An 18,912-nucleotide genomic window follows, 5' to 3' on the forward strand; every position below is an offset into this window, starting at 1 on the left:
GGTTATTCGATGTCGAACTTGACGCCCTGCGCGAGCGGCAGGGTGCGGCCGTAGTTCAGCGTGTTGGTGGCGCGGCGCATATAGACGCGCCATGCGTCGGAGCCCGATTCGCGGCCGCCGCCGGTTTCCTTCTCGCCGCCGAACGCGCCGCCGATTTCGGCGCCCGAGGGGCCGATATTGACGTTGGCGATGCCGCAATCCGAACCGCGAGCCGAGACGAAGGTCTCGGCCTCGCGCATGTCGTTGGTGAATATCGAGGAGGAAAGGCCCTGCGGCACGTCATTGTGCAGGGCGAGCGCCTCATCGAAGCTCGAATATTTCATCACATAGAGGATCGGCGCAAAGGTCTCGTCCTTGACCGGACCTGCCTGGGCCGGCATTTCGACGATCGCCGGGCGGACGTAATAGGCGTCGGCCGCCTCGTTCTGGTGAACGCGTTCACCGCCGGTCACCTTGCCGCCTTCGGCCCTGGCGGCTTCCAGCGCCTTTTGCATCTTGTCGTAAGCGGCCTTGTCGATCAGCGGGCCGACCAGATTGCCGTTTTCGAGCGGGCTGCCGATCGTCACGGACTGGTAGGCCTTGGCAAGGCGCGGCACCAGCGTTTCGTAGACGCTGTCATGCACGAAGAGGCGGCGAAGCGACGTGCAGCGCTGGCCGGCCGTGCCCATGGCGGCGAAGGCGACACCGCGGAGCGTCAGGTCGAGATCGGCGGTCGGGGCGACGATCGCGGCATTGTTGCCGCCGAGTTCGAGCAGCGAGCGGGCAAAGCGCGACGCAAGGCGCGGGCCAACGGCCCGGCCCATCGCCGTGGAGCCGGTCGCGGAAACCAGCGGGATCTTGTGGTGGTCGACCAGGACTTCGCCGATATCGCGGCCGCCGATCAACAGGGTCGAGAGGTTCTTCGGAGCTTTTCCGCCATCGGCGACGAAACGGGCGAGCGCCTTTTCGAAGATCGCCTGGGTGGCAAGCGCGGTCAGCGGCGTCTTTTCCGACGGCTTCCAGACGGTGGAATTGCCGCAGACGATCGCCAGCGCCGCATTCCAGGACCAGACGGCAACCGGGAAGTTGAAGGCGGAAATGATGCCGATGGCGCCAAGCGGATGCCAGGTTTCCATCATCCGGTGCTCGGAACGTTCGGTGGCGATCGTCAGGCCGTAGAGCTGGCGGGAAAGGCCGACGGCGAAATCGCAGATGTCGATCATTTCCTGCACTTCGCCGAGGCCTTCGGAGGTGACCTTGCCGACTTCGATGGAGACGAGCCGGCCGAGCGCGGTCTTGGCTGCGCGCAGTTCCTCGCCGAGCAGGCGGATCAGTTCACCGCGCTTCGGAGCCGGAACCAGCCGCCATTCGAGGAAGGCCGCGTGGGCAGCGTCGATCGCCTTTGCGGCGCCTGCGGCGGTTTCTTCCGGCAGTCTGCCGATCTCTTTGCCTGTGATCGGCGAACGGACGGCGAGCGTGCCGCCGGTATAGCTTTCGGCCTTGACGCCGAGATCGCTCAGAATGGTTTTCACCTCAGCGGCGAGATCGAGAGTGGCGAGCATCATGTCAGTCTCCGGATGTGTAATTTTCGTCAATCTACAAGTCGGTGGCAGTTTCGCAATCAGAACCGCTCGCCGGCAAAATGGGCGATCTGCGCGCCCGCTTCATAATAGGCTTCCTTGATAGTGCGGAAGCCGGGTTCCTGAACCTCGGTCAACGGCAGCGGCAGGTCGGTTTCCGAAACCTCGTCGAGGATATGGCGTGCCAGCAGTTTGCCGAATGTCGTGCCCGGCGCGATTCCGCGGCCATTGTAACCGGAAAAACCGAGGACGTTGCGGCCGAATTTGTGGAAACGCGGCAGGGCGTTGTCGGTCATGCCGATCTGGCCATACCATTCGGCCTCGAATTCCACATCTCCGAGCTGTGGGAAAAGCCGCTTCAGCGAGCGCCGTGCCCAGTTCTTGTGGATCCCCGTTCCGGTGCCGCGCAACGCGCCGACCGAACCGAAGACAAGCCGGCCGGCTTGGTCCATGCGGAAGGAGGAGAGGATGTCCTTCGTGTCCCAGCAGCCTTCCAGCCCAGGCAGGATCGAGCGGCGCAGGTTGTCGCTGAGCGGCATGGTGGCAAGGTTGAAATAGGGCAGGTAGACCTGTTCACGGCGTACCTGTTCCCAGGGGCCGGTGCTGTAGGCGTCGGTCGCGACGATCACCCAGTCGGCGGTGACCTGGCCGAAGGCGGTCTTGACGAATTTTCGGCCGTTGATCTCACCAGTGCCGGTGACCGCGCTGCCGGTATAAAGCTTGGCGCCGGCCCTCACGGCCGCATGGGCGAGGCCGCGGGCATAGGCGAGCGGCTGCAGGGTGCCGGCACGCATGTCGAGCAGCGATCCTGCATAGGCGGCAGAGCCGACGCGGCGCTCGGTCTCGGCCGCGTCGAGCAAGGTCACCGGGGCGCCGCGCTTCTGCCATTGGCGAGCGCGCTCCTGCAGTTCCTTCAATCCTTCGGGACCGACGGCGCAATGCAGCGTGCCGTTCTTTTCGAGCTCGCAGGCGATGGCGTGTTTCTCGATCAGCTCGCGGACAAGAGCGGGGCCGTTGCCGAGCAGATCGAGCAGGCGTTCACCGTAGATCGGACCGAGTTCCTTCGGGAAATCGTCGGGCATTACCCACATGCCGGCATTGATCAGGCCGACATTGCGGCCGGCGCCGCCGAAACCGATCTCCGCGGCTTCCAGCAGCACGACATTGGTTCCTGCCTCTGCGAGATGCAGGGCTGCCGAAAGGCCTGTGTAACCGCCGCCGACAATCACCACATCGGCAGATATCGCCTCCTCCAGCCGGGTGGTGAGCGGCGGGGCTGGGGCGGTCTTTTCCCAGAGGCCGTGAGAGCGGGGATCGTTCAGCATGATGATTGTCCGGGAGCGTTGATCGCCAACTCTTTACAGGGAGCAGTTATCGATGAATATCGACATGTTCTCAACAGATCATTCGCTGGAGGAATGACATGCTGCCACCCCGGCGCTTTCTCCCGTCATTCTCGCTGCTCTCCGCCTTCGAGGCGGCGGCGCGTACCGGCAGCGTCACGGCGGCGGCAAACGAGCTCGGCTTGACCCAGAGCGCCGTCAGCCGGCAGATTTCGGCGCTGGAAAAACAGCTCGGCGTGGCTTTGTTTTTACGCGAGCGACAGACGATCCGGTTGACGCTTGCCGGCGACGGATATGCGCGTGAAGTTCGCGAGGCGCTCAGGCGCATTTCACATGCGTCGCTCAATCTCAGGGCCAATCCTTCCGGCGGCACGCTGAACCTTGCGGTCCTGCCGTTTTTCGGCACGCGATGGCTTACCCCGCGCATCGGCCGCTTCCTGGAAGCGCATCCGGGCATGGTGGTAAATCTGATCACCCGGCTCGAGCCTTTCGACTTCCGATTCGATACGCTGGATGCCGCCATTCATTTCGGCTCTGCCCGCTGGCCGGGCGCAGCGCTTACCTTTCTCATGGATGAGGAAGTCGTGCCGGCCTGCAGCCCCGCCTTCAAGGTCAAGCATAATCTCCAGACGCCGGCCGATGTGCTCCGGGCTCCGCTTCTGCATCTCAACACGCGGCCGGATGCATGGGAATTGTGGTTTTCGAAGAACCGGATCGTTTTCGACGCACTGCACGGCATGCTGTTCGACCAATTCATGACGATGGTGGAGGCGGCAACCGCCGGACTTGGGGCGGCTCTGCTGCCGCGGTTCCTGATCGGCCGGGAGCTGGAGCAGGGCCTGCTGGTGCCAGCCGTGGAGGCCGAGAGGATGGAGACCGGGCAATACCATCTCGCCTATCCGCCCGACCGGGCCACCTATCCGCCGCTTGCCGCCTTCCGGGACTGGATCACCGATGAGATCCACCAAGCGGAGAATCGCCAGGATATGCTTGCGAACGGCGGCGGCATCGGCCAATAGTCGGACATGTCCATCATGATCGCGAAGGCGATCCGACCGACGGGAAGACGTCCATGAAACCTATTTTCGTCCAGCTCCGCTGCAAGCCCGGCAAGACCTACGAGGTTGCCGACGCCATCTACAAGACCGAGCTCGCGTCCGAACTGTATTCGACCAGCGGCGACTGGGATCTGCTGTTGAAGGTCTACATCAAGGACAACGACGAGATCGGCCGCTTCGTGAACGAGAAGATCGCGTCGATCCCGGGCATCGAGCGTTCGCTGACGACGATGACCTTCACCGCGTTCTGAGCGCAATAAAAAAGCCGCCACAGGGGCAGGGGCGGCCTTTGGAATTCGAATTTTAAAAAATATCAGACATGCGCCACAGAGGCGCTGTTGCGCGAGCGAACCAGCTCGCGGATGGCAAGACGCACTTCGTCGGCAGAACCGAAACGTTGCTCGTCCAGATCGATGACATGGAATTTCACGGCGATGAACTTCAGCCGGTCCGCGTCAGGAATGACAATACCGACGGGCTCGCCGCCGAATTCGATTACTTGCTTCTGCATGGCAGACTCCCGCTTTGGCTGCTTGCGACGCAGCTCTGGCGAATGAAAATTTTCAGGAACGATTGAACTGAAGCGTTACATTCGACAGCACGGAAGGGAGCGGCGATCCGTGCCATTCATTTTGAACGCGGCCTCACCAAAGGCGGCGACGCGGACGAATTTAAACATGTCACTCTCCCTTCATGGCGTTGCGCGAAATCGGCCAGACTCAGGCCGGCCGAACGAAAATCATGTGTAGGCGAATCCCACAAAATGATCAACGAAAATCAGTCTATCTGGAATTTTTTTCCGACTGATGACAGGAAGAAGGCCGAATTGTGAAATTTCATTCGCCATTCTTGGCCGCCGCCCGTCAGCCCTGAGATAGGTGGCTTTTCCAACCAAGCAAGGATCGGCGGCGGAAATTTTCGGCAGCGGCCGGATCGGCCGGTTCAAATTTCCGAGAGCAGCGTCTCGATCCGGTCCACCAACCCGTCGGCGCTTTTGCGGCTGAGGCATAGTGGCGGACGCAGAACGAGGCGTTTGGGCGTGCCGATATTCGCGACAACGCCGGGTTGCAGCCGTTTGCCGAGGTCCGCGGCCTTGTCGGCGAGATCGATGACGAGCAACAGCCCGCTTCCCGATACGGCGGAGATCGCGGGAAGGCGTTCGGCCAGGCTTTCGAGCCGCGTCTTCAGATGGCTGCCGATCTCGCGCGTATTTTCGCGCATCTGCTCCTCCCGGATGACGTCGAGCGCCACGAGAGCGGAGGCGGCCCTGACGGGACACACCGCCGGCGGCTGTTGGTCCGAGGGGAGGTTTGTTGCAATCTCGGGCCGTGTCATGAGAAACGACAGAGCGCCGCCGTCCGGCCCGTCCGCGAACACGATGTCCGGCGCAAGCCCCCGGTGCGAAAAACCCCAGGTGTGGTGGCCGAGGCGGCCATAACCGGTTCCGGTTTCGTCGACGATCAGCAGGCCCGCCTTTTGCCGAAGCTCCGTCAAGGGCTCGTCCAGGTTCGCGGCCTCGCTATAACCTTCCGCCAGCACGGCCGCGACATCGTCGAGATCGTGGATCATATCGGCAGCGGTGCCGATGGACGGGACAGCGAAGAAATCCGGATCCCGCCGGTCCACCCGCAGCCCCGGCAGGCCAATGATGCCACGCTTGTTGGTATGGCTGCGGGCAAGTCTGAAGGCGAGGTCCAGCGCCTCCGCGCGGCCGGCGACAAAAAAGACATGGCGCAGCCCTTCGGGCGCGAGCTCGGCCAATTGCGTCCGCAGAGCCTCTTCCGATTCTGATGGGCAGGCCCCGACTCGGTCAAGCAGGATGGTCTGGCGGTAGGCCGCGGCAGCAAGGCGGGGATGTCCGTGGCCGATCAGCGGCGCTTGGCCCGCGAAATCGAGCGAGGTGCGGCCCGTCGCGTCGAAGAGGTATTCCCTCCAGCCGCGGACGGGCTGATCGGGATATCTCGGAGCCGGGGCATTCGCGTCGATACCGAGCAGCGCTGACGGCGAAGGGCATAATCTCGACCATGTGCCCACCTCGACGGGCTTGCAGAAGAGTGGCGGCACGAGATCCGGATCGAGGCAGAACCTGAGGCGCAGGCCGCCGACGGAATTTTCGGCCCCCGCGATGACACCAAGAGGGTCGCCCGCGGCGAGTTCGGTCTCTTCGGCAAGCGTGCATTCGAGGCCTTCGGCATGCAGCGTCAGGTCGCGGCCGACAAGGACGAGGCGGGGTCCGGCGATTTTCAGCATCCCCGCAAAAGGGGCCACCGCCGGCAACCGGGCGGGTATGCAGACATCGATGTGAAGCGCGAAACTTTCCGGTTCCTGCTGTGGATCGGTGCTGCTTTTCGAAAGCCGGTATTCGCCGTAGCGGGTGCTGGCGCGGCCGGTTTCCCGGGCAATATGGGCAAGCAGTTTCCAGTCGTTGTCGGCGTCCGTCCAATTTCCGCCGTAGAGAAGCGGGCTGGTGACACTCAGATCCACCAGCCGGAAAGTCTCTGGGTCGATATCGGGCAGGAGGCGACCGATCTCCGGCAGCGGTTTTTCCATGCCCGTCGCATCAAGGATGGCCGCAAACACCTGTGCCGGCGCAACCGAGGTTGAGGCGTTCAGCACGGCGCGGCGTTTCTCAGCGTCTTCCCTGGCTTGCGGGTCGTCGGGTGACGCGGTCTGACGGCTTTCGGCTTCGGCGGAGAGAATGCCGGTGCGGGCGACGATCAGCGGCCACAGCGCCTCGAGTTCGTTCAAGGTGAACGGATAGATGTCGTGATAGGCGCGGATGGCCGGCAGCAGCGCGAAAGGATCGCCGTCGCGGTCCGCGAGCAGATAGGCGCAGGTATTGGCGAAACCGGCGACGAGCCAGCCGTTGGAGATGCCGGTGAAGTCCGTCACACCGGTCGGCAGCCATGCGCCGTCCGTATTCTCGCCGACGACGGTTTCGCCGTTGATGTTCTGATGCGTGGCGGCGATCCTGAGGCTCGGGCCGAGCGGCTGGATGCGCCGGAGCGCCGTCACCATCGCCTTGGCGATCACGTCGCGGATCTCCTGGTCGGCGACGGCAGACAGAAGCGTGACAGTCTGCGGGCCGGCCTTGCGCAGGTCGCCTTCCGGCTCGCGCTGCAGCACCGGATGGTCGAAATCCAGCAGGCTTTTTGCAAGTGCCGCGGAGATCGCCCCGAAGGCTGCGATGGCCTGGCCCGGCAGCTTCTCACCACTTGGCGGGGCAGTACCGTCGAGAAAGGTGAGGAGCCGGATGCGACGGTCCTCGCCGCCGAGTGGCAGGACAAGGGTGTCGCCGCCATCCTTTGTCAGCACCGGCTCAGGAATCCGCGGCCCGTCCGGGCTGCGCAGGATATGGCGCATCAAGGCGTGTTCAGCCTCGATCTCCTCGACAGGTCCTTCGGCGGGCGCCACCTTGAGCAGGTAGCGCATGTGGCCGTTGTCGATCAGGAAATAAGGGTTCTGCCGGCCCTCGATCGGGAAGATCTGTCCGGAAAGCCCGTAGTGGTCGCGTAGAACGTCCTCGATCGCGTCGATCGACAGGTCATTTGCAGGAGGCTCGATAAGTTCTGGCAGTACGTCGGACATGAACCTCTCCGGAAGGGCGCTTCCGGAGAGGATAGAGCGTCAACAGCCTGCGTCCATAGGCCTTTTTACCGACTTCGGATGAGCTTCAGCCCATGCGCTCCGAAGCGTAGGAACCGGGGCTCGGCGGGAAGACGACGGTGCGGTTGCCGTTGATGAAGGTGCGGTGATGGATATGGGCGTGGATGGCGCGTGCCAGGACTTGGCTTTCGACGTCGCGGCCGAGCGAGACATAGTCGTCGGCGCTCTGGGCATGGGTGATGCGCACCGTGTCCTGCTCAAGGATCGGGCCTTCGTCGAGATCGGCGGTGACGTAGTGGGCCGTTGCGCCGATCAGCTTCACGCCGCGCGTATAGGCCTGCTTGTAGGGATTGGCGCCCTTGAAGCTCGGAAGGAAGGAGTGGTGGATGTTGATGATCTTGCCGGACATCTTCTTGCAGAGATTGTCGGACAGAACCTGCATGTAGCGCGCCAGCACGATGAGTTCGGTGCCGCTCTGCTCGACCAGATCGAGAAGTTGGGCTTCGGCCTGCGGCTTGTTTTCCTTCGTCACCTTGATGTGGTGGAAAGGAATGTCGTTGTTGACCACGAGTTTCTGGTAGTCGAAGTGGTTGGAGACAACGCCGACGATGTTGATCGGCAGCGCGCCGATCTTCCAGCGGTAGAGCAGGTCGTTCAGGCAATGGCCGAAACGCGAAACCATCAGGAGCACTTTCATGCGCTCTTCGGTATCGAAGATCTCCCATTCCATCTCGAACCGGTCGGCGATCGGCTTGAAGCCTTCGAGCAGTGCCGGACGTTCGGCGCCTTCTTCGGAGAGGAAGCTGACGCGCGTGAAAAACTTGCCCGTATCGAGGTCATCGAACTGCGATGAGTCGATGATGTTGCAACCCTTTTCCGCCAGAAAGCCGGAAATTGCGGCGACGATGCCGCGGGTTGTCTTGCAAGATACGGTCAGGACATAGTTCTTCATATAAGTTCTCCCTCCTCTGCCATCGGTCGGCCATTCCGTGTATACATAAAGTTGGTGTTGGACAATATCCGGCTGCCTGTAGGACAGGAAAATGCCCATCAAGCCTTAGCTTCGATCCTGGAATGTGTACAGCCCGCCTTGTTAGCCCGCCCATGCGAGTTTCTTACCCCGTGACCTTAAAGCCAGCCACCCAAAATTCCGTTCCTTTTGCGCCGTCGGTGCGCGCATCACCGCCGCGGAAGCCGCATCGGGCAACGATTCGCATCTGCTAAAGGTTATGGTGGCAGGTTGTGGCTCGCTCTGGAGGAAGGCTTGAAGTCGCCAATCTCGCGCTCGTACCGGGCACGGCCTGACAGGAGCCCCTCTCCCGCGTCTTTTCGGAACAATCCACCTGCAATCGGTAAAATTGCGCCAGACAGATTAAGCGCTTGGAAGCAAGGCCGGAGGTATTGCTGGTACAGTGATTGAAAACATGCCGGCAGGACCATGACGGACGCTCGACATAAATTTCCGGCCGCCGGGGAAACCTCGCCCCTGCCTCAACGCTCGGCTTCCGAACCGTTGACGTTCGACGGCACCGTCGGGCTTTTCACGCCATCGTCGGCGGGAACTACCCCGTCCGGCGTTGCTGTGCTGTTTGCCAGCCCGTGGGGACTGGAGGAAATGTGCACGCGCAAATTCTGGCGCATCATTTCGGAAAAGCTTGCCGATCGCGGCATTGCCAGCCTGCGGTTCGATTATCCCGGTACCGGCGATGCTCTTGACGACGTCGACTTCGGGGGCGGGCTTTCGGTCTGGTCCGACAGCCTCGTCTCCGCAGCCACGCACCTCAAGGCGCTTTCCGGTTGCGACCGGATCGTTCTTGTCTCCCAAGGCCTGGGTGCCGTCGTCGCGACCGCGGCCGCCGAGAGGCTCAAGGGCCTCGCCGCCATCGCCTATCTGGCGCCGGTCGTTTCCGGTCGTCTGTATATCCGCGAGCTCGCAGTCTGGTCCAAGGTGGTAGACGAAAATCTGGGGCTGGCCGACGAGCAGCGCGACAAGTCCGGGGTATCGATCGCTTCGCTCACCATGCCCGGCCAAATCGCCGACGAGGTTCGCAAGGTCAATTTGCTGATGGTCGATCGAATGGCCGCGCCGCGCGTTCTGGTCGTCGGGCGGGCCGACCGGCCGGCCGATACGCAATTCGCCGCGCGTCTGCGGGCGCTCGGGGCGGACGTGACTGAGCAGGCGTTCGAAGGTTACGACAAGCTCGTCTCCAACCCGGTGATCGTCAAGATGCCGCTGCCGGTTGCCGATAATCTGGCGAACTGGATCGCGGCACTGCCGTCCGAACCGGCTTGCGCATCAACACGTTCCTCAGGGCCTGCTGCACCTCTCGCCGGCGACGGTTTTGCCGAAACGCCGGTACGCTTCGGTGTCAGCAGCCGGCTTTCGGGGGTTCTCTGCGAGCCGTCGCTCGGCCGCGCCGGCGCGACGGTGCTCTTCTTGACGTCGGCCTATGATCGGCATGCCGGCTGGGGCCGCGCGACCGTGGCCCTGGCTCGCGCGCTTGCGCGTTCGGGCATTCCGTCACTGCGTTTCGATACCGCCAATGTCGGCGACAGCCCGCCGGTGCCTGGTCGGCCGGATCAGGTTCTCTATCATTCGGACCAGAATGCCGACGTCTCGGAAGCGATCGATTTTCTCGAAACCCGCCGCCTGACACCGGTCGTTACTGCCGGTCGCTGCAGTGGGGCCTATCTCGGCCTCCAGACATCGCTCGTCGAACCGCGCATCGCCGGCAATGTGTCGGTCAATCCGGCGGTCTTCCGCTGGCGCCCCGGCCGCTCCGTCGAGGACATGATCGTCAACGGCGCGCGCAGCCTGCGGGACTACCGCAAGCGTGCCTTGCGGGCCGAAACCTTCAAGCGCATCCTGAGGGGTGAGGTCAATACCGTCGCTGCGGTCCGCAATATCGCCAAAAGTGTAGGCAACCGGACCAAGGGCAAGGTCCTGCATGCCTTCCGCGGTTTCCTGCCGGAGGGGCGGGCGATCTACGGCGCTTTCCGCACCCTCCATCAGCGCGGCACCCCCATCTCGCTGATCTACAGCGAGAACGATCTCGGTCTCGAGCAATACGATTTCTATTTCGGCCATGATGGGGCAGGCCTGGCTCGTTTTCCAAATGTATCACCGGCAATCATTCCGGACGCCGATCACAACCTGACGCCGGAGCATGCCCGCAAGGTCTATCTGGAGGCCTTGAGGGAAATGGCTTTCCGCGTTCCTCTGGAAGAAGACGTCTATTCAAAAACGGGTGATTCGGTCGCCGCCGAGTGAGCGGATCGTGCCATGGGGTCTGCCGGCGGCTTTGGAGAGTGCGGCAAGGCGAATGCGCCTGATTGCACCGGGCGCCAGATGGAATCCGTTGTCCGAAGGGCGGTAATCGGCGCATTCGATGCTGATCGACTGGGCGAAGCCATCGCTCGAAAGCTCCAGCCAGAACTCTGCCCCACTCTCGACGACTGAAACCGTGATCTCGGCATCATGCATGGCGTGGGCGCGTCCGAGCGGAAAATGGAAAGCCTCGGCCAGGATTTCCCCGGTTTGCGCATGTCTCAACCGCGCCACCGTCACGTCATGAGAGGGCGGGCCGAAACGGTAGGCGTAGTTCGTGTCGAAGAAGGCGCCGAACAGATCGGTCGAGGCGATGCTCTCGCTGCTGCGGGAAACGAGCGTCAGGTTTCGGCGGCCTGAAACCACCGCCATCCTGCCGTCCCGCAGGCAGGCGAGTTCGAGAACCACCGGCAGGTCGGCGGGCGTTTCATTGAGAAGGTGGATATCCAGCCCGTTGGTGCCCTCGTCGGCAAATATGGCCTGGACCGGCCGGAAGGCCCGCTTCAGCGCGAACCAGGCAGGTTTCGGCGTGCGGTCGACGCCGACTACGCCCCAGCCGGGACCGGGCATGACATCCTGGAAGGTGAAGGCGAGAGCGCCGTTGCAGGTCGAGCCGGGTCGGCGCCATTCGGCGAAGGCCGCTTCCATCACCTCTCCGGTCACGGCGCGGGAGAGGGCCAGATATCGTTCCGGCTGCTGCGCACGCAGCGTCTGCGGATCGGCATCGTAAAGCGTGCCGAGGTAATGATCGCGAACGTCCCCGAAATCCCAGTCCACCCCGGCATCACGGGGAATTCCGGACTTGCCGCCGGCCAGCGTTTCCATATCGGAGAGGTTTGAAAATGCCAGGCACTCGGCTGCGAAACGGATGTTCGCCCGCCGGGCATCATCGAGTGGCCGCTTGTAGGCGCCGACGCCGTAATAATGGGCAACGCCGGCATTCGGGTAGAAAGGCAATGCGCCGCCGGAAGGCGAGTTCGCCACATAGGGCAGGTTCGGGCGGAAATCGGCGGCCACGGCATGGAGGATTTCCTCGCAGAGCGGGCCTTTCCAGATGCGCTCCGGCAGGCCCAGCATGGCGCCCTGCTGATAGATTTCGCTGCCGCCGCAAAGCACCGCCAGCGACGGCGAGGCCTGGGTTGCCGCCAGGAATTGCCCGACCTCCGTTTTCACGTGAATCACGAAATCCGGATCGGCCACCGGATAATCGAAGTTGGCGAACATCAGATCCTGCCAGACCAGCAGGCCGAGTTCGTCGCAGAGCGCGAAAAATTCGGGGCTTTCATAGGTAGCGATACCCGGAATGCGGATCATGTTCATGCCCGCGTCTCTCGCGAGCCTGAGCCACGGCTCGTAACTGGCGCGATCGCCCGGCAGCTTGGTGATGTCGGCGGAGGTCCAGACGGCGCCGCGGCAGAATATTTTCTCGCCGTTGACGATGATGGCGAAGTCGTCGCCGTCCGCACCGCGATCGGCTTGCAGGCTGCGGAAGCCGGTTCGAACGAGCGGGAAATCTTCGCCATCGATCCGGAGCGCCACATCGTAAAGCGCCGGTTCGCCATGGGTATGCGGCCACCAGGGCTTGACGCCGGGAAGGTGCAGCTCGGTGGAGTATTTTCCTTCGTCGTAGGTGAAGGCAGCTTCGTAACCGGCGCAGATGAGGTTGAGGTTGTGACTAAGCTCGTCACCGGCAAGGCTCACCTTCAGGAGACCTTCACCATTTTCGCCGAGTGCAGCTGAGAAGCTGAAATCCCTTCTCTCCGCAGCAATGTAACGGGAGACGGCGCCCCATCCGATCTCCCCCGCAAGGGGGGAGAAGGGGCCGGCGCCGCCAATCAGAAAAACCGGCCGCCATGGCCCCACGGCATGGACCTCTGGGCTCCAGCCTGGCATGAAGCCGAGCGCCGTGGTGCGGACAAATCTCAAGCCCTGGCTGTTCATCAGCCGCGGCCGCCAGCGGGCGCGAGGCCCGGTCTTTTCCAGATGCGGTTTCAACGCTCGGAAGCAGATCGACAGAGTTTCGGTGCCGGTCAGTTCCACCGCGACATTGTGGCTTTCGAACATGCTTGTCGAGGACAGGATCAGCGTCTCGTCCAGAAACACCTCAGCCATCGTCGCAAGTCCGGCAAACCGCAGGATCGCCGGTCCGGGCGCTGCGCCGGCAAGCGGGCGGCGATACCAGGCATCCCTGTCGATCAGCGGCTCGGGATTGTCGCGGTCGAAGCGACCGGCGACTTCCAGCGCGGCCGCGACCGTGCCGGGCACGATGGCCGGGAGGTATTCCAGGTCCGTAGGAAGGTCGGACGGCAGCGTGTAGGCGCCGGGCTCCGTCAATGCCAGAGACCAGCCTTCGGCAAGAAGGCTGATCTCTGATCCGATAGGGATAAGAAGGCTCACGCTGCCTCGCGGGCTTGGGTCAGCGTCGAGGCCAGGTCACCCATCAGCAGGTCCCAGGCATCGGCGGCCGGATCGAGCGCCGTTGCGAGCGGTTCGAATTTCTTGCGGGTGACGGCGCGGGCAAGCTGGAACTGGGTGGATTTCGCCACTTCCGAAATCCTCAGCGCCTGTTGTTCAGACTGGGCGAATGCCTTGTGGTTCAGCCACGCGAGATGGCTCGCCAGCAGTTCGAAATTGGCACCCACCTGCCGCAGCGTGTTGAACGCGTATTTGTGGAAGAAGCCGAAATCCCTGTCGGCGATCCGCTCAACCTGCGCCGGGAAGACCTTTGCAAACGCACGGATCGGATTGTCCTGCGGCCGCCGGGCAAAATGATGCCGGAGCAGCTTCCAGGCGGTTTCGCGAATGTCGCCGGCGTCCGGATAGGCGGCGGGGAACTTGGCGAATTCGGTATAGGGCAGGAAGGGTAGCGCCTCCGGGCCTGTGTTGAGTTGGAACAGGCCATCGAAATCTTCGCCGGAAAGGGTGAAGAAGCCGCCATTGTGGAAATAGTCGAGCTCGCCGCGTTCGAAGTCGAGGCGGTTGATGGCAACCGTGGTCTTGCCATGTTCCTGGCGATAGGCGACGCCGCGTGTGTCGGGCAGATAAAAGCTGTCGAGTTCGAGCAGCGTCAGCCGGCCGCGGCGGATCTGCTCCGCAACATGCCATTCCGGCCGGTCGAAGATCGCAAGTTCGGTGACGCGGATGCCGAACAGGGTTTCGAGATCCTCCAGCGGCACCTTGAAGAAGGTGAACTGGTCGCCTTCGAAATCCTGGGTCAGGGTGAAACCGAGCATGGCTTCCGGCGGCAGGCCCTGTGCCGAAAGCACCTCTATCCACAGATCGACGTAACAATTCGTCTCCGGCCACATGCGCTCGGCCGAATGCAGCGCATGCGTCCTGTAGTTCGCCGGATCGAGCGCCGGAAATACCGCCGTCATTGGATCAGCCCCAGAGCGTGGCGCGGACGGGTTCCGGCCACTCTTTTACGTCCAGACCGTGAGTGTGGAAGAGCGCAAGGGCGATGCGTTCAAGGCCGAAGCCGACACAGGCCGTGTGAGCGACGCTGCCGTCTGCGAGGTTGAGCCCCCATTTCAGGCCGAAACTGTCCTGATGATAGTTGAAGCTCATGCAGGCGGTGGGCTTGGCGACAGAGGTGATCGGGATCAGCAGCTCGAACTTCAGGTTCTGGTCGCGCTGATTGTTGACCAGCATCTTGCCGGCGCGGCCGAAGAACGGGTCGTTGGCGATGTCGATGGTGACGTCGAGGCCGACCGACCTCATCATCTCGACGCCGCGATCCATCCAAAGCTGGCGGAAATCGGTGACGTGTTGTTCGGTACCCATGCAGACATATTCGCGCATGCGGAACAGCTGCTGGCGGGCCGGATCCTTGGAGGGCTCGTGGCGGAAGCAGTAGCTCTGCAGGTCGAAGAGGCTGCCGCCGGCGGGCAGGTTGCCGCGGCGCGCAACGGTCGGATAGAGCGGATAGCAGGCGGCCGGCGTCAGCACGATGTCGGTCGCTTCCTGACCCTTGGTCCAGTCCTCCTCGCCGACCTCCATGCATTTCAGGAGGCTCATATGGTCGAGCTCGTTGCCGCAGAACGAGTGGACCGTGCCGGCGAGCTGCGGAAAGCTCTTCATGTAGCCGCTGGTCTCGAAGAAGGCGCGGTTCATGCCGGGCGGGAAGCGCATCGCCTCGGCACCGTCGGCACCGCCAACCTTGTCGATCAACCGCTCGAAGGCGGCGATGACGTCTTCGAACTGGCCGCTGCGGCCATACAGTCCGTCGACGCCCGTCTCGATCAGCAGGCCTGCATCGAACAGGCGGTCGAGAAAGGAAACTTGCATATCCATGGCTTTACCTCATTCTTTTCAATGGTTTACATCTGAAATGATAGGGGCGTCAGCCGAGCAGGCTGGTGTCCGGTTTCTGAACGAGCAGCATGGTCGACGTATTGCCGAGAATGCGGTCGTTGGAAATCATCAGCTGGGCGGAATGCGCATCGCGCAGATGCCGGCCGAGGCTGTAAGGCGTACCGTTCTTGTAGCCCATGATGCCGCAGATGATCATCGCCTGGTTGATGATGGTCAGGATCGTCTCGGAAGAGGCCAGCTTGACGTTGTTCATGGCGATCGAAAAAGCCATGGACGACAGCTGGTCGTGATCCGCCTTGGCATCCGCGTAGATCTTCAGGCCGGAGAGGATGCCGGCCTTGAGGAGCTGCAGCAGGTTCGAGGCTTCGGCGAGCCTCAGCGCGCCGGGCGGCTGGGTGCCGCCCGCCTTGCGGGCGGCGGCCCGCACGAAGGCCTGGGCGCGCAGTACCGCGTCGGCGGCGATCCCGTACCAGACCGCGCTCCAGAGGAGATGCGAGGTGGCGAGCATCGATTGCGCCGCGATCTCGGCGAACGGCTTTGGAAAGATCTGGACGGACGGCGCTTCGCCTCTGAAGAGAAAACCGTCCGAGCAGGTGCCGCGCATGCCGAGCGTATCCCAGTCGACGGTCTTCTGCAGGGTATACTGGCCTTGTCTGAAGACGGTCATGACCTGGTCGGTCGGAGCGGCGTTCTCGTTGGAGCGCGAGGTGACCATGATCGCATCGGCATGGGCGCCGTAGGAAATCACCGTCGCATCCTTCGTCAGGCGGCAGGCATCGCCCTCGACCTCGATCGCGCAGATCGAGTTGCGCATATTGCCGCCGATGCCGCCCTCGGTCGTCGCGGAGGCGACGAGAAGCTGGCGGCCTGCAAGTTCGCGCATGAAGTCCCTGTGCCATTCACTGTCGCCACCGTGTTCCACCAGGCTCGAAACCTTGATCTGGTGCATGGCGAAAACCATGGCGCTTGCGGCGCAGGCCTGTCCCAGGATGGAGCAGACCTCGGCGATCTCGGTGATCGAGGCACCCTCGCCGCCGAATGCGGCCGGGATCTGTATTCCGATCAGGCGCTCGGCCTTCATGGCATCGACCGCCTCGCGCGGGAAGCGGCCGTCATGGTCGACCTGGTCAGCAAATTCAGCCGCAACGGCTGCCACGCGGTGAGCGCGGGCGCTCAGGCTCATGTCGGCGGCAAAGGCGGGGAGGCTCATCTCAAGCGGCCTCGCGGGCTTTCAGGATCTGCGAAACCGTCTGCTCGATCGCAGCTATGCTGGCGAAGGACTTGCGGTTCAAAAGGCTGTCGGGAAACTCGATGTCGAAGGCCTCTTCGAGGCCCAGCATCAGTTGCACCGATGCAAAGGAGGAGAGGCCGGCCGCATAAAGGTCGGCGCCGTCTTCCAGGTCAGTCACCGCGACCGGAAGGCCGCCTACCCGTGTCAGCAATTCGCGAATGGTCTCGTTCATCTCGACGTCTCCGGATCGTTCGAATTCTGCGTTCATCGCTGGAGACTTTACTACGCAGGAAAGCATAAGATTCCGGTAATAAACGTCGTGAAGTTAGGGCTGCGGGATTCCGTAAAATCCGATCGATCGCCATCGGCATGGCTCGGCTTGACATCAACGGCCCGCGGGTTTCTGATGGCGCCATTCACCAGGGGGGTCCCGCCAAGGGGCTGAGATACTGCTGGTCGGATCGGCTTTGGCCGGCCGAGGCGCAGTGACCCGTTGAACCTGATCCAGTTCATACTGGCGTAGGGACGGTGCGGGCGCTGCGGTAACAAGGACGGGAAACCGTCCTTCGGATTCCGGGGTGTTTTTCCATCATTCCAACACTGGAACTGGGTCTCCAAACGTCAAACCTTGGAGCCTTGAGCCATGAATATCGCAGCCACCAAGCTTACCCCGGTCGTCACCACCGGCCCGCTTCCCGCTTCCACGAAAGTCCTGAAAGCAGGAACGATCCATCCGGACATCCGCGTGCCGATGCGCCAGATCGCATTGCATCCGACCTCCGGCGAACCGCCGGTCACCGTCTACGATTCCTCCGGACCCTATACCGCCGAAGGCACCGCGATCAGCATTGATGCCGGCCTGCCGCGCCTGCGCGAAAGCTGGATTGCCGCCCGCGGCGATGTCGAGGCCTATGAGGGCCGTATCGTCAGGCCGGAGGACAACGGCTTCGTGTCCGGGAGCCACCTGACGCCGGAATTCCCGGTCCGCAACCAGCCCTTCAAGGCGAAGGCGGGCAGGGCCGTCACCCAGCTCGCTTATGCGCGGGCCGGCATCGTCACGCCGGAGATGGAATTCGTCGCCATCCGCGAGAACCTCGGCCGGCAGGCGGCCAGCGAGCCACTCATCCGCGACGGCGAAAGTTTCGGCGCCCATGTGCCGGACTTCGTGACGCCCGAGTTCGTTCGACGCGAAGTCGCCGAAGGCAGGGCGATCATTCCCGCCAATATCAACCACCCGGAATCCGAACCGATGATCATCGGCCGTAACTTCCTGGTGAAGATCAATGCCAATATCGGCAATTCGGCCGTCACCTCGTCGATGGCCGAGGAAGTCGAGAAGATGGTCTGGGCGATCCGCTGGGGTGCCGATACGGTCATGGACCTGTCGACCGGCCGCAACATCCACAATATCCGCGAGTGGATCATCCGCAATTCGCCGGTGCCGATCGGCACCGTGCCGCTCTACCAGGCGCTCGAAAAGGTGAACGGCATTGCCGAGGACCTCACCTGGGAAGTCTATCGCGACACGCTGATCGAGCAGGCCGAGCAGGGCGTCGACTACTTCACCATCCATGCGGGCGTGCGGCTCGCCTATATCCCGCTCACCGTCAACCGCGTCACCGGCATCGTTTCCCGCGGCGGCTCGATCATGGCCAAGTGGTGTCTGCACCATCACAGGGAGAGTTTTCTCTACGAGCATTTTGAGGAAATCTGCGACATCGCCCGGGCCTACGACGTCTCCTTCTCGCTTGGAGATGGCCTGCGCCCGGGTTCGATCGCCGATGCCAACGATGCGGCGCAGTTTGCGGAACTGGAAACCCTCGGTGAGCTGACGAAAATCGCCTGGGCGAAGGATTGCCAGGTGATGATCGAAGGCCCTGGCCATGTGCCAATGCACAAGATCAAGGCCAATATGGACAAGCAGCTCGCCGTCTGCGGCGAGGCGCCGTTTTATACGCTCGGTCCGCTGACTACCGATATCGCGCCGGGTTACGACCACATCACGTCGGGCATCGGGGCTGCGATGATCGGCTGGTTCGGCACCGCCATGCTCTGCTACGTGACGCCAAAGGAACATCTCGGCCTGCCGGACCGCAACGACGTCAAGGTGGGCGTGATCACCTACAAGATCGCTGCACACGCAGCCGATCTCGCCAAGGGCCATCCCGCGGCGCAGGTGCGGGACGATGCGCTGTCGCGCGCCCGGTTCGAGTTTCGCTGGGAGGATCAGTTCAATCTCTCGCTCGATCCGGAAACGGCACGCTCCTTCCACGACGAGACGCTACCCAAGGAGGCGCACAAGGTGGCGCATTTCTGCTCCATGTGCGGTCCGAAATTCTGCTCGATGCGGATTTCCCACGATATTCGCGCCGAGGCGCAGAAGGAGGGCCTGGAGGCGATGGCCGCCAAGTATCGCGATGGCGGCGATCTCTATATGCCGGTGGGGAAGGCGTGAGCTGATCCCACGCCCTTC

General features: G+C 62.7%; 14 protein-coding genes and 1 riboswitch. Of the genes, 4 read left to right on the forward strand and 10 right to left on the reverse strand.

The genetic code is table 11. The annotated features are described in order from the left end of the window. Positions 1 to 2 precede the first annotated feature (2 nt). Positions 3 to 1,544, reverse strand: a complete 1,542-nt coding sequence (amaB, locus tag ABCW43_RS27815) for an L-piperidine-6-carboxylate dehydrogenase (RefSeq protein WP_345930577.1) — start codon at positions 1,542 to 1,544, stop codon at positions 3 to 5. Positions 1,545 to 1,600: 56 nt separating this feature from the next. Then, positions 1,601 to 2,884, reverse strand: a complete 1,284-nt coding sequence (locus ABCW43_RS27820; RefSeq protein ID WP_345930580.1) for an NAD(P)/FAD-dependent oxidoreductase — start codon at positions 2,882 to 2,884, stop codon at positions 1,601 to 1,603. A 98-nt stretch (positions 2,885 to 2,982) separates the two neighbouring features. On the opposite strand from ABCW43_RS27820, the gene ABCW43_RS27825 reads away from it, so the two are divergent. Both ABCW43_RS27825 and ABCW43_RS27830 read left to right on the forward strand, forming a co-directional pair. Then, positions 2,983 to 3,921 carry a LysR family transcriptional regulator gene (locus ABCW43_RS27825; RefSeq protein ID WP_345930582.1) on the forward strand — a complete coding sequence of 313 codons (939 nt, stop codon included), beginning with the start codon at positions 2,983 to 2,985 and terminating at the stop codon, positions 3,919 to 3,921. A gap of 53 nt (positions 3,922 to 3,974) precedes the next feature. Beyond that, positions 3,975 to 4,211 carry an Lrp/AsnC ligand binding domain-containing protein gene (locus ABCW43_RS27830; RefSeq protein ID WP_007765628.1) on the forward strand — a complete coding sequence of 79 codons (237 nt, stop codon included), beginning with the start codon at positions 3,975 to 3,977 and terminating at the stop codon, positions 4,209 to 4,211. Positions 4,212 to 4,273: 62 nt separating this feature from the next. On the opposite strand, the gene ABCW43_RS27835 is transcribed toward ABCW43_RS27830, so the two are convergent. From ABCW43_RS27835 to purU, 3 genes are all read right to left on the reverse strand, one after another. Beyond that, positions 4,274 to 4,471: a hypothetical protein gene (locus ABCW43_RS27835; RefSeq protein WP_345930584.1), complete on the reverse strand. Its 198-nt coding sequence runs from the start codon at positions 4,469 to 4,471 to the stop codon at positions 4,274 to 4,276. Between the two features lie 431 nt (positions 4,472 to 4,902). Then, positions 4,903 to 7,548: an aminotransferase class III-fold pyridoxal phosphate-dependent enzyme gene (locus ABCW43_RS27840; protein ID WP_345930585.1), complete on the reverse strand. Its 2,646-nt coding sequence runs from the start codon at positions 7,546 to 7,548 to the stop codon at positions 4,903 to 4,905. 85 nt (positions 7,549 to 7,633) lie between these two features. Further along, positions 7,634 to 8,518 carry a formyltetrahydrofolate deformylase gene (purU, locus tag ABCW43_RS27845; RefSeq protein WP_345930586.1) on the reverse strand — a complete coding sequence of 295 codons (885 nt, stop codon included), beginning with the start codon at positions 8,516 to 8,518 and terminating at the stop codon, positions 7,634 to 7,636. Between the two features lie 486 nt (positions 8,519 to 9,004). Between purU and ABCW43_RS27850 the strand changes: the two genes are divergently transcribed. Continuing rightward, complete coding sequence (locus ABCW43_RS27850) at positions 9,005 to 10,837, forward strand: alpha/beta hydrolase (protein WP_345930587.1); 1,833 nt, start codon at positions 9,005 to 9,007, stop codon at positions 10,835 to 10,837. Here the strand turns inward: ABCW43_RS27850 and ABCW43_RS27855 are convergent. Genes ABCW43_RS27855 through ABCW43_RS27875 form a run of 5 tightly spaced genes read right to left on the reverse strand, consistent with a single transcriptional unit; the run spans position 10,805 to position 16,671 of the window. Continuing rightward, a complete protein-coding gene (locus ABCW43_RS27855) occupies positions 10,805 to 13,291 on the reverse strand; it encodes a glycosyl hydrolase 2 galactose-binding domain-containing protein (RefSeq protein ID WP_345930588.1) in 2,487 nt (828 codons plus the stop codon). The two genes, ABCW43_RS27850 and ABCW43_RS27855, sit on opposite strands and share 33 nt — an antisense overlap. Further along, the gene (locus ABCW43_RS27860) at positions 13,288 to 14,271 is read right to left on the reverse strand and encodes a DUF1839 family protein (protein ID WP_345930589.1); all 984 of its coding nucleotides are present in this window, start codon (positions 14,269 to 14,271) and stop codon (positions 13,288 to 13,290) included. Before ABCW43_RS27860 ends, ABCW43_RS27855 begins: the two co-directional genes overlap by 4 nt. A 4-nt stretch (positions 14,272 to 14,275) precedes the next feature. Continuing rightward, positions 14,276 to 15,187, reverse strand: a complete 912-nt coding sequence (locus ABCW43_RS27865) for an amino acid--[acyl-carrier-protein] ligase (RefSeq protein ID WP_345930590.1) — start codon at positions 15,185 to 15,187, stop codon at positions 14,276 to 14,278. A gap of 49 nt (positions 15,188 to 15,236) precedes the next feature. Continuing rightward, entirely contained in the window at positions 15,237 to 16,418 is a 1,182-nt protein-coding gene (locus ABCW43_RS27870) for an acyl-CoA dehydrogenase family protein (RefSeq protein ID WP_345930591.1), read from the reverse strand. A gap of 1 nt (position 16,419) precedes the next feature. Further along, positions 16,420 to 16,671, reverse strand: a complete 252-nt coding sequence (locus ABCW43_RS27875; RefSeq protein ID WP_345930592.1) for an acyl carrier protein — start codon at positions 16,669 to 16,671, stop codon at positions 16,420 to 16,422. 179 nt (positions 16,672 to 16,850) lie between these two features. Then, positions 16,851 to 16,983: riboswitch (TPP riboswitch) on the forward strand. 99 nt (positions 16,984 to 17,082) lie between these two features. On the opposite strand from ABCW43_RS27875, the gene thiC reads away from it, so the two are divergent. Continuing rightward, a complete protein-coding gene (gene thiC / locus ABCW43_RS27880) occupies positions 17,083 to 18,894 on the forward strand; it encodes a phosphomethylpyrimidine synthase ThiC (RefSeq protein WP_345930593.1) in 1,812 nt (603 codons plus the stop codon). Positions 18,895 to 18,912 lie beyond the last annotated feature (18 nt).

It is taken from the genome of Neorhizobium tunisiense, from assembly GCF_039631515.1.
Taxonomy (GTDB): domain Bacteria; phylum Pseudomonadota; class Alphaproteobacteria; order Rhizobiales; family Rhizobiaceae; genus Neorhizobium.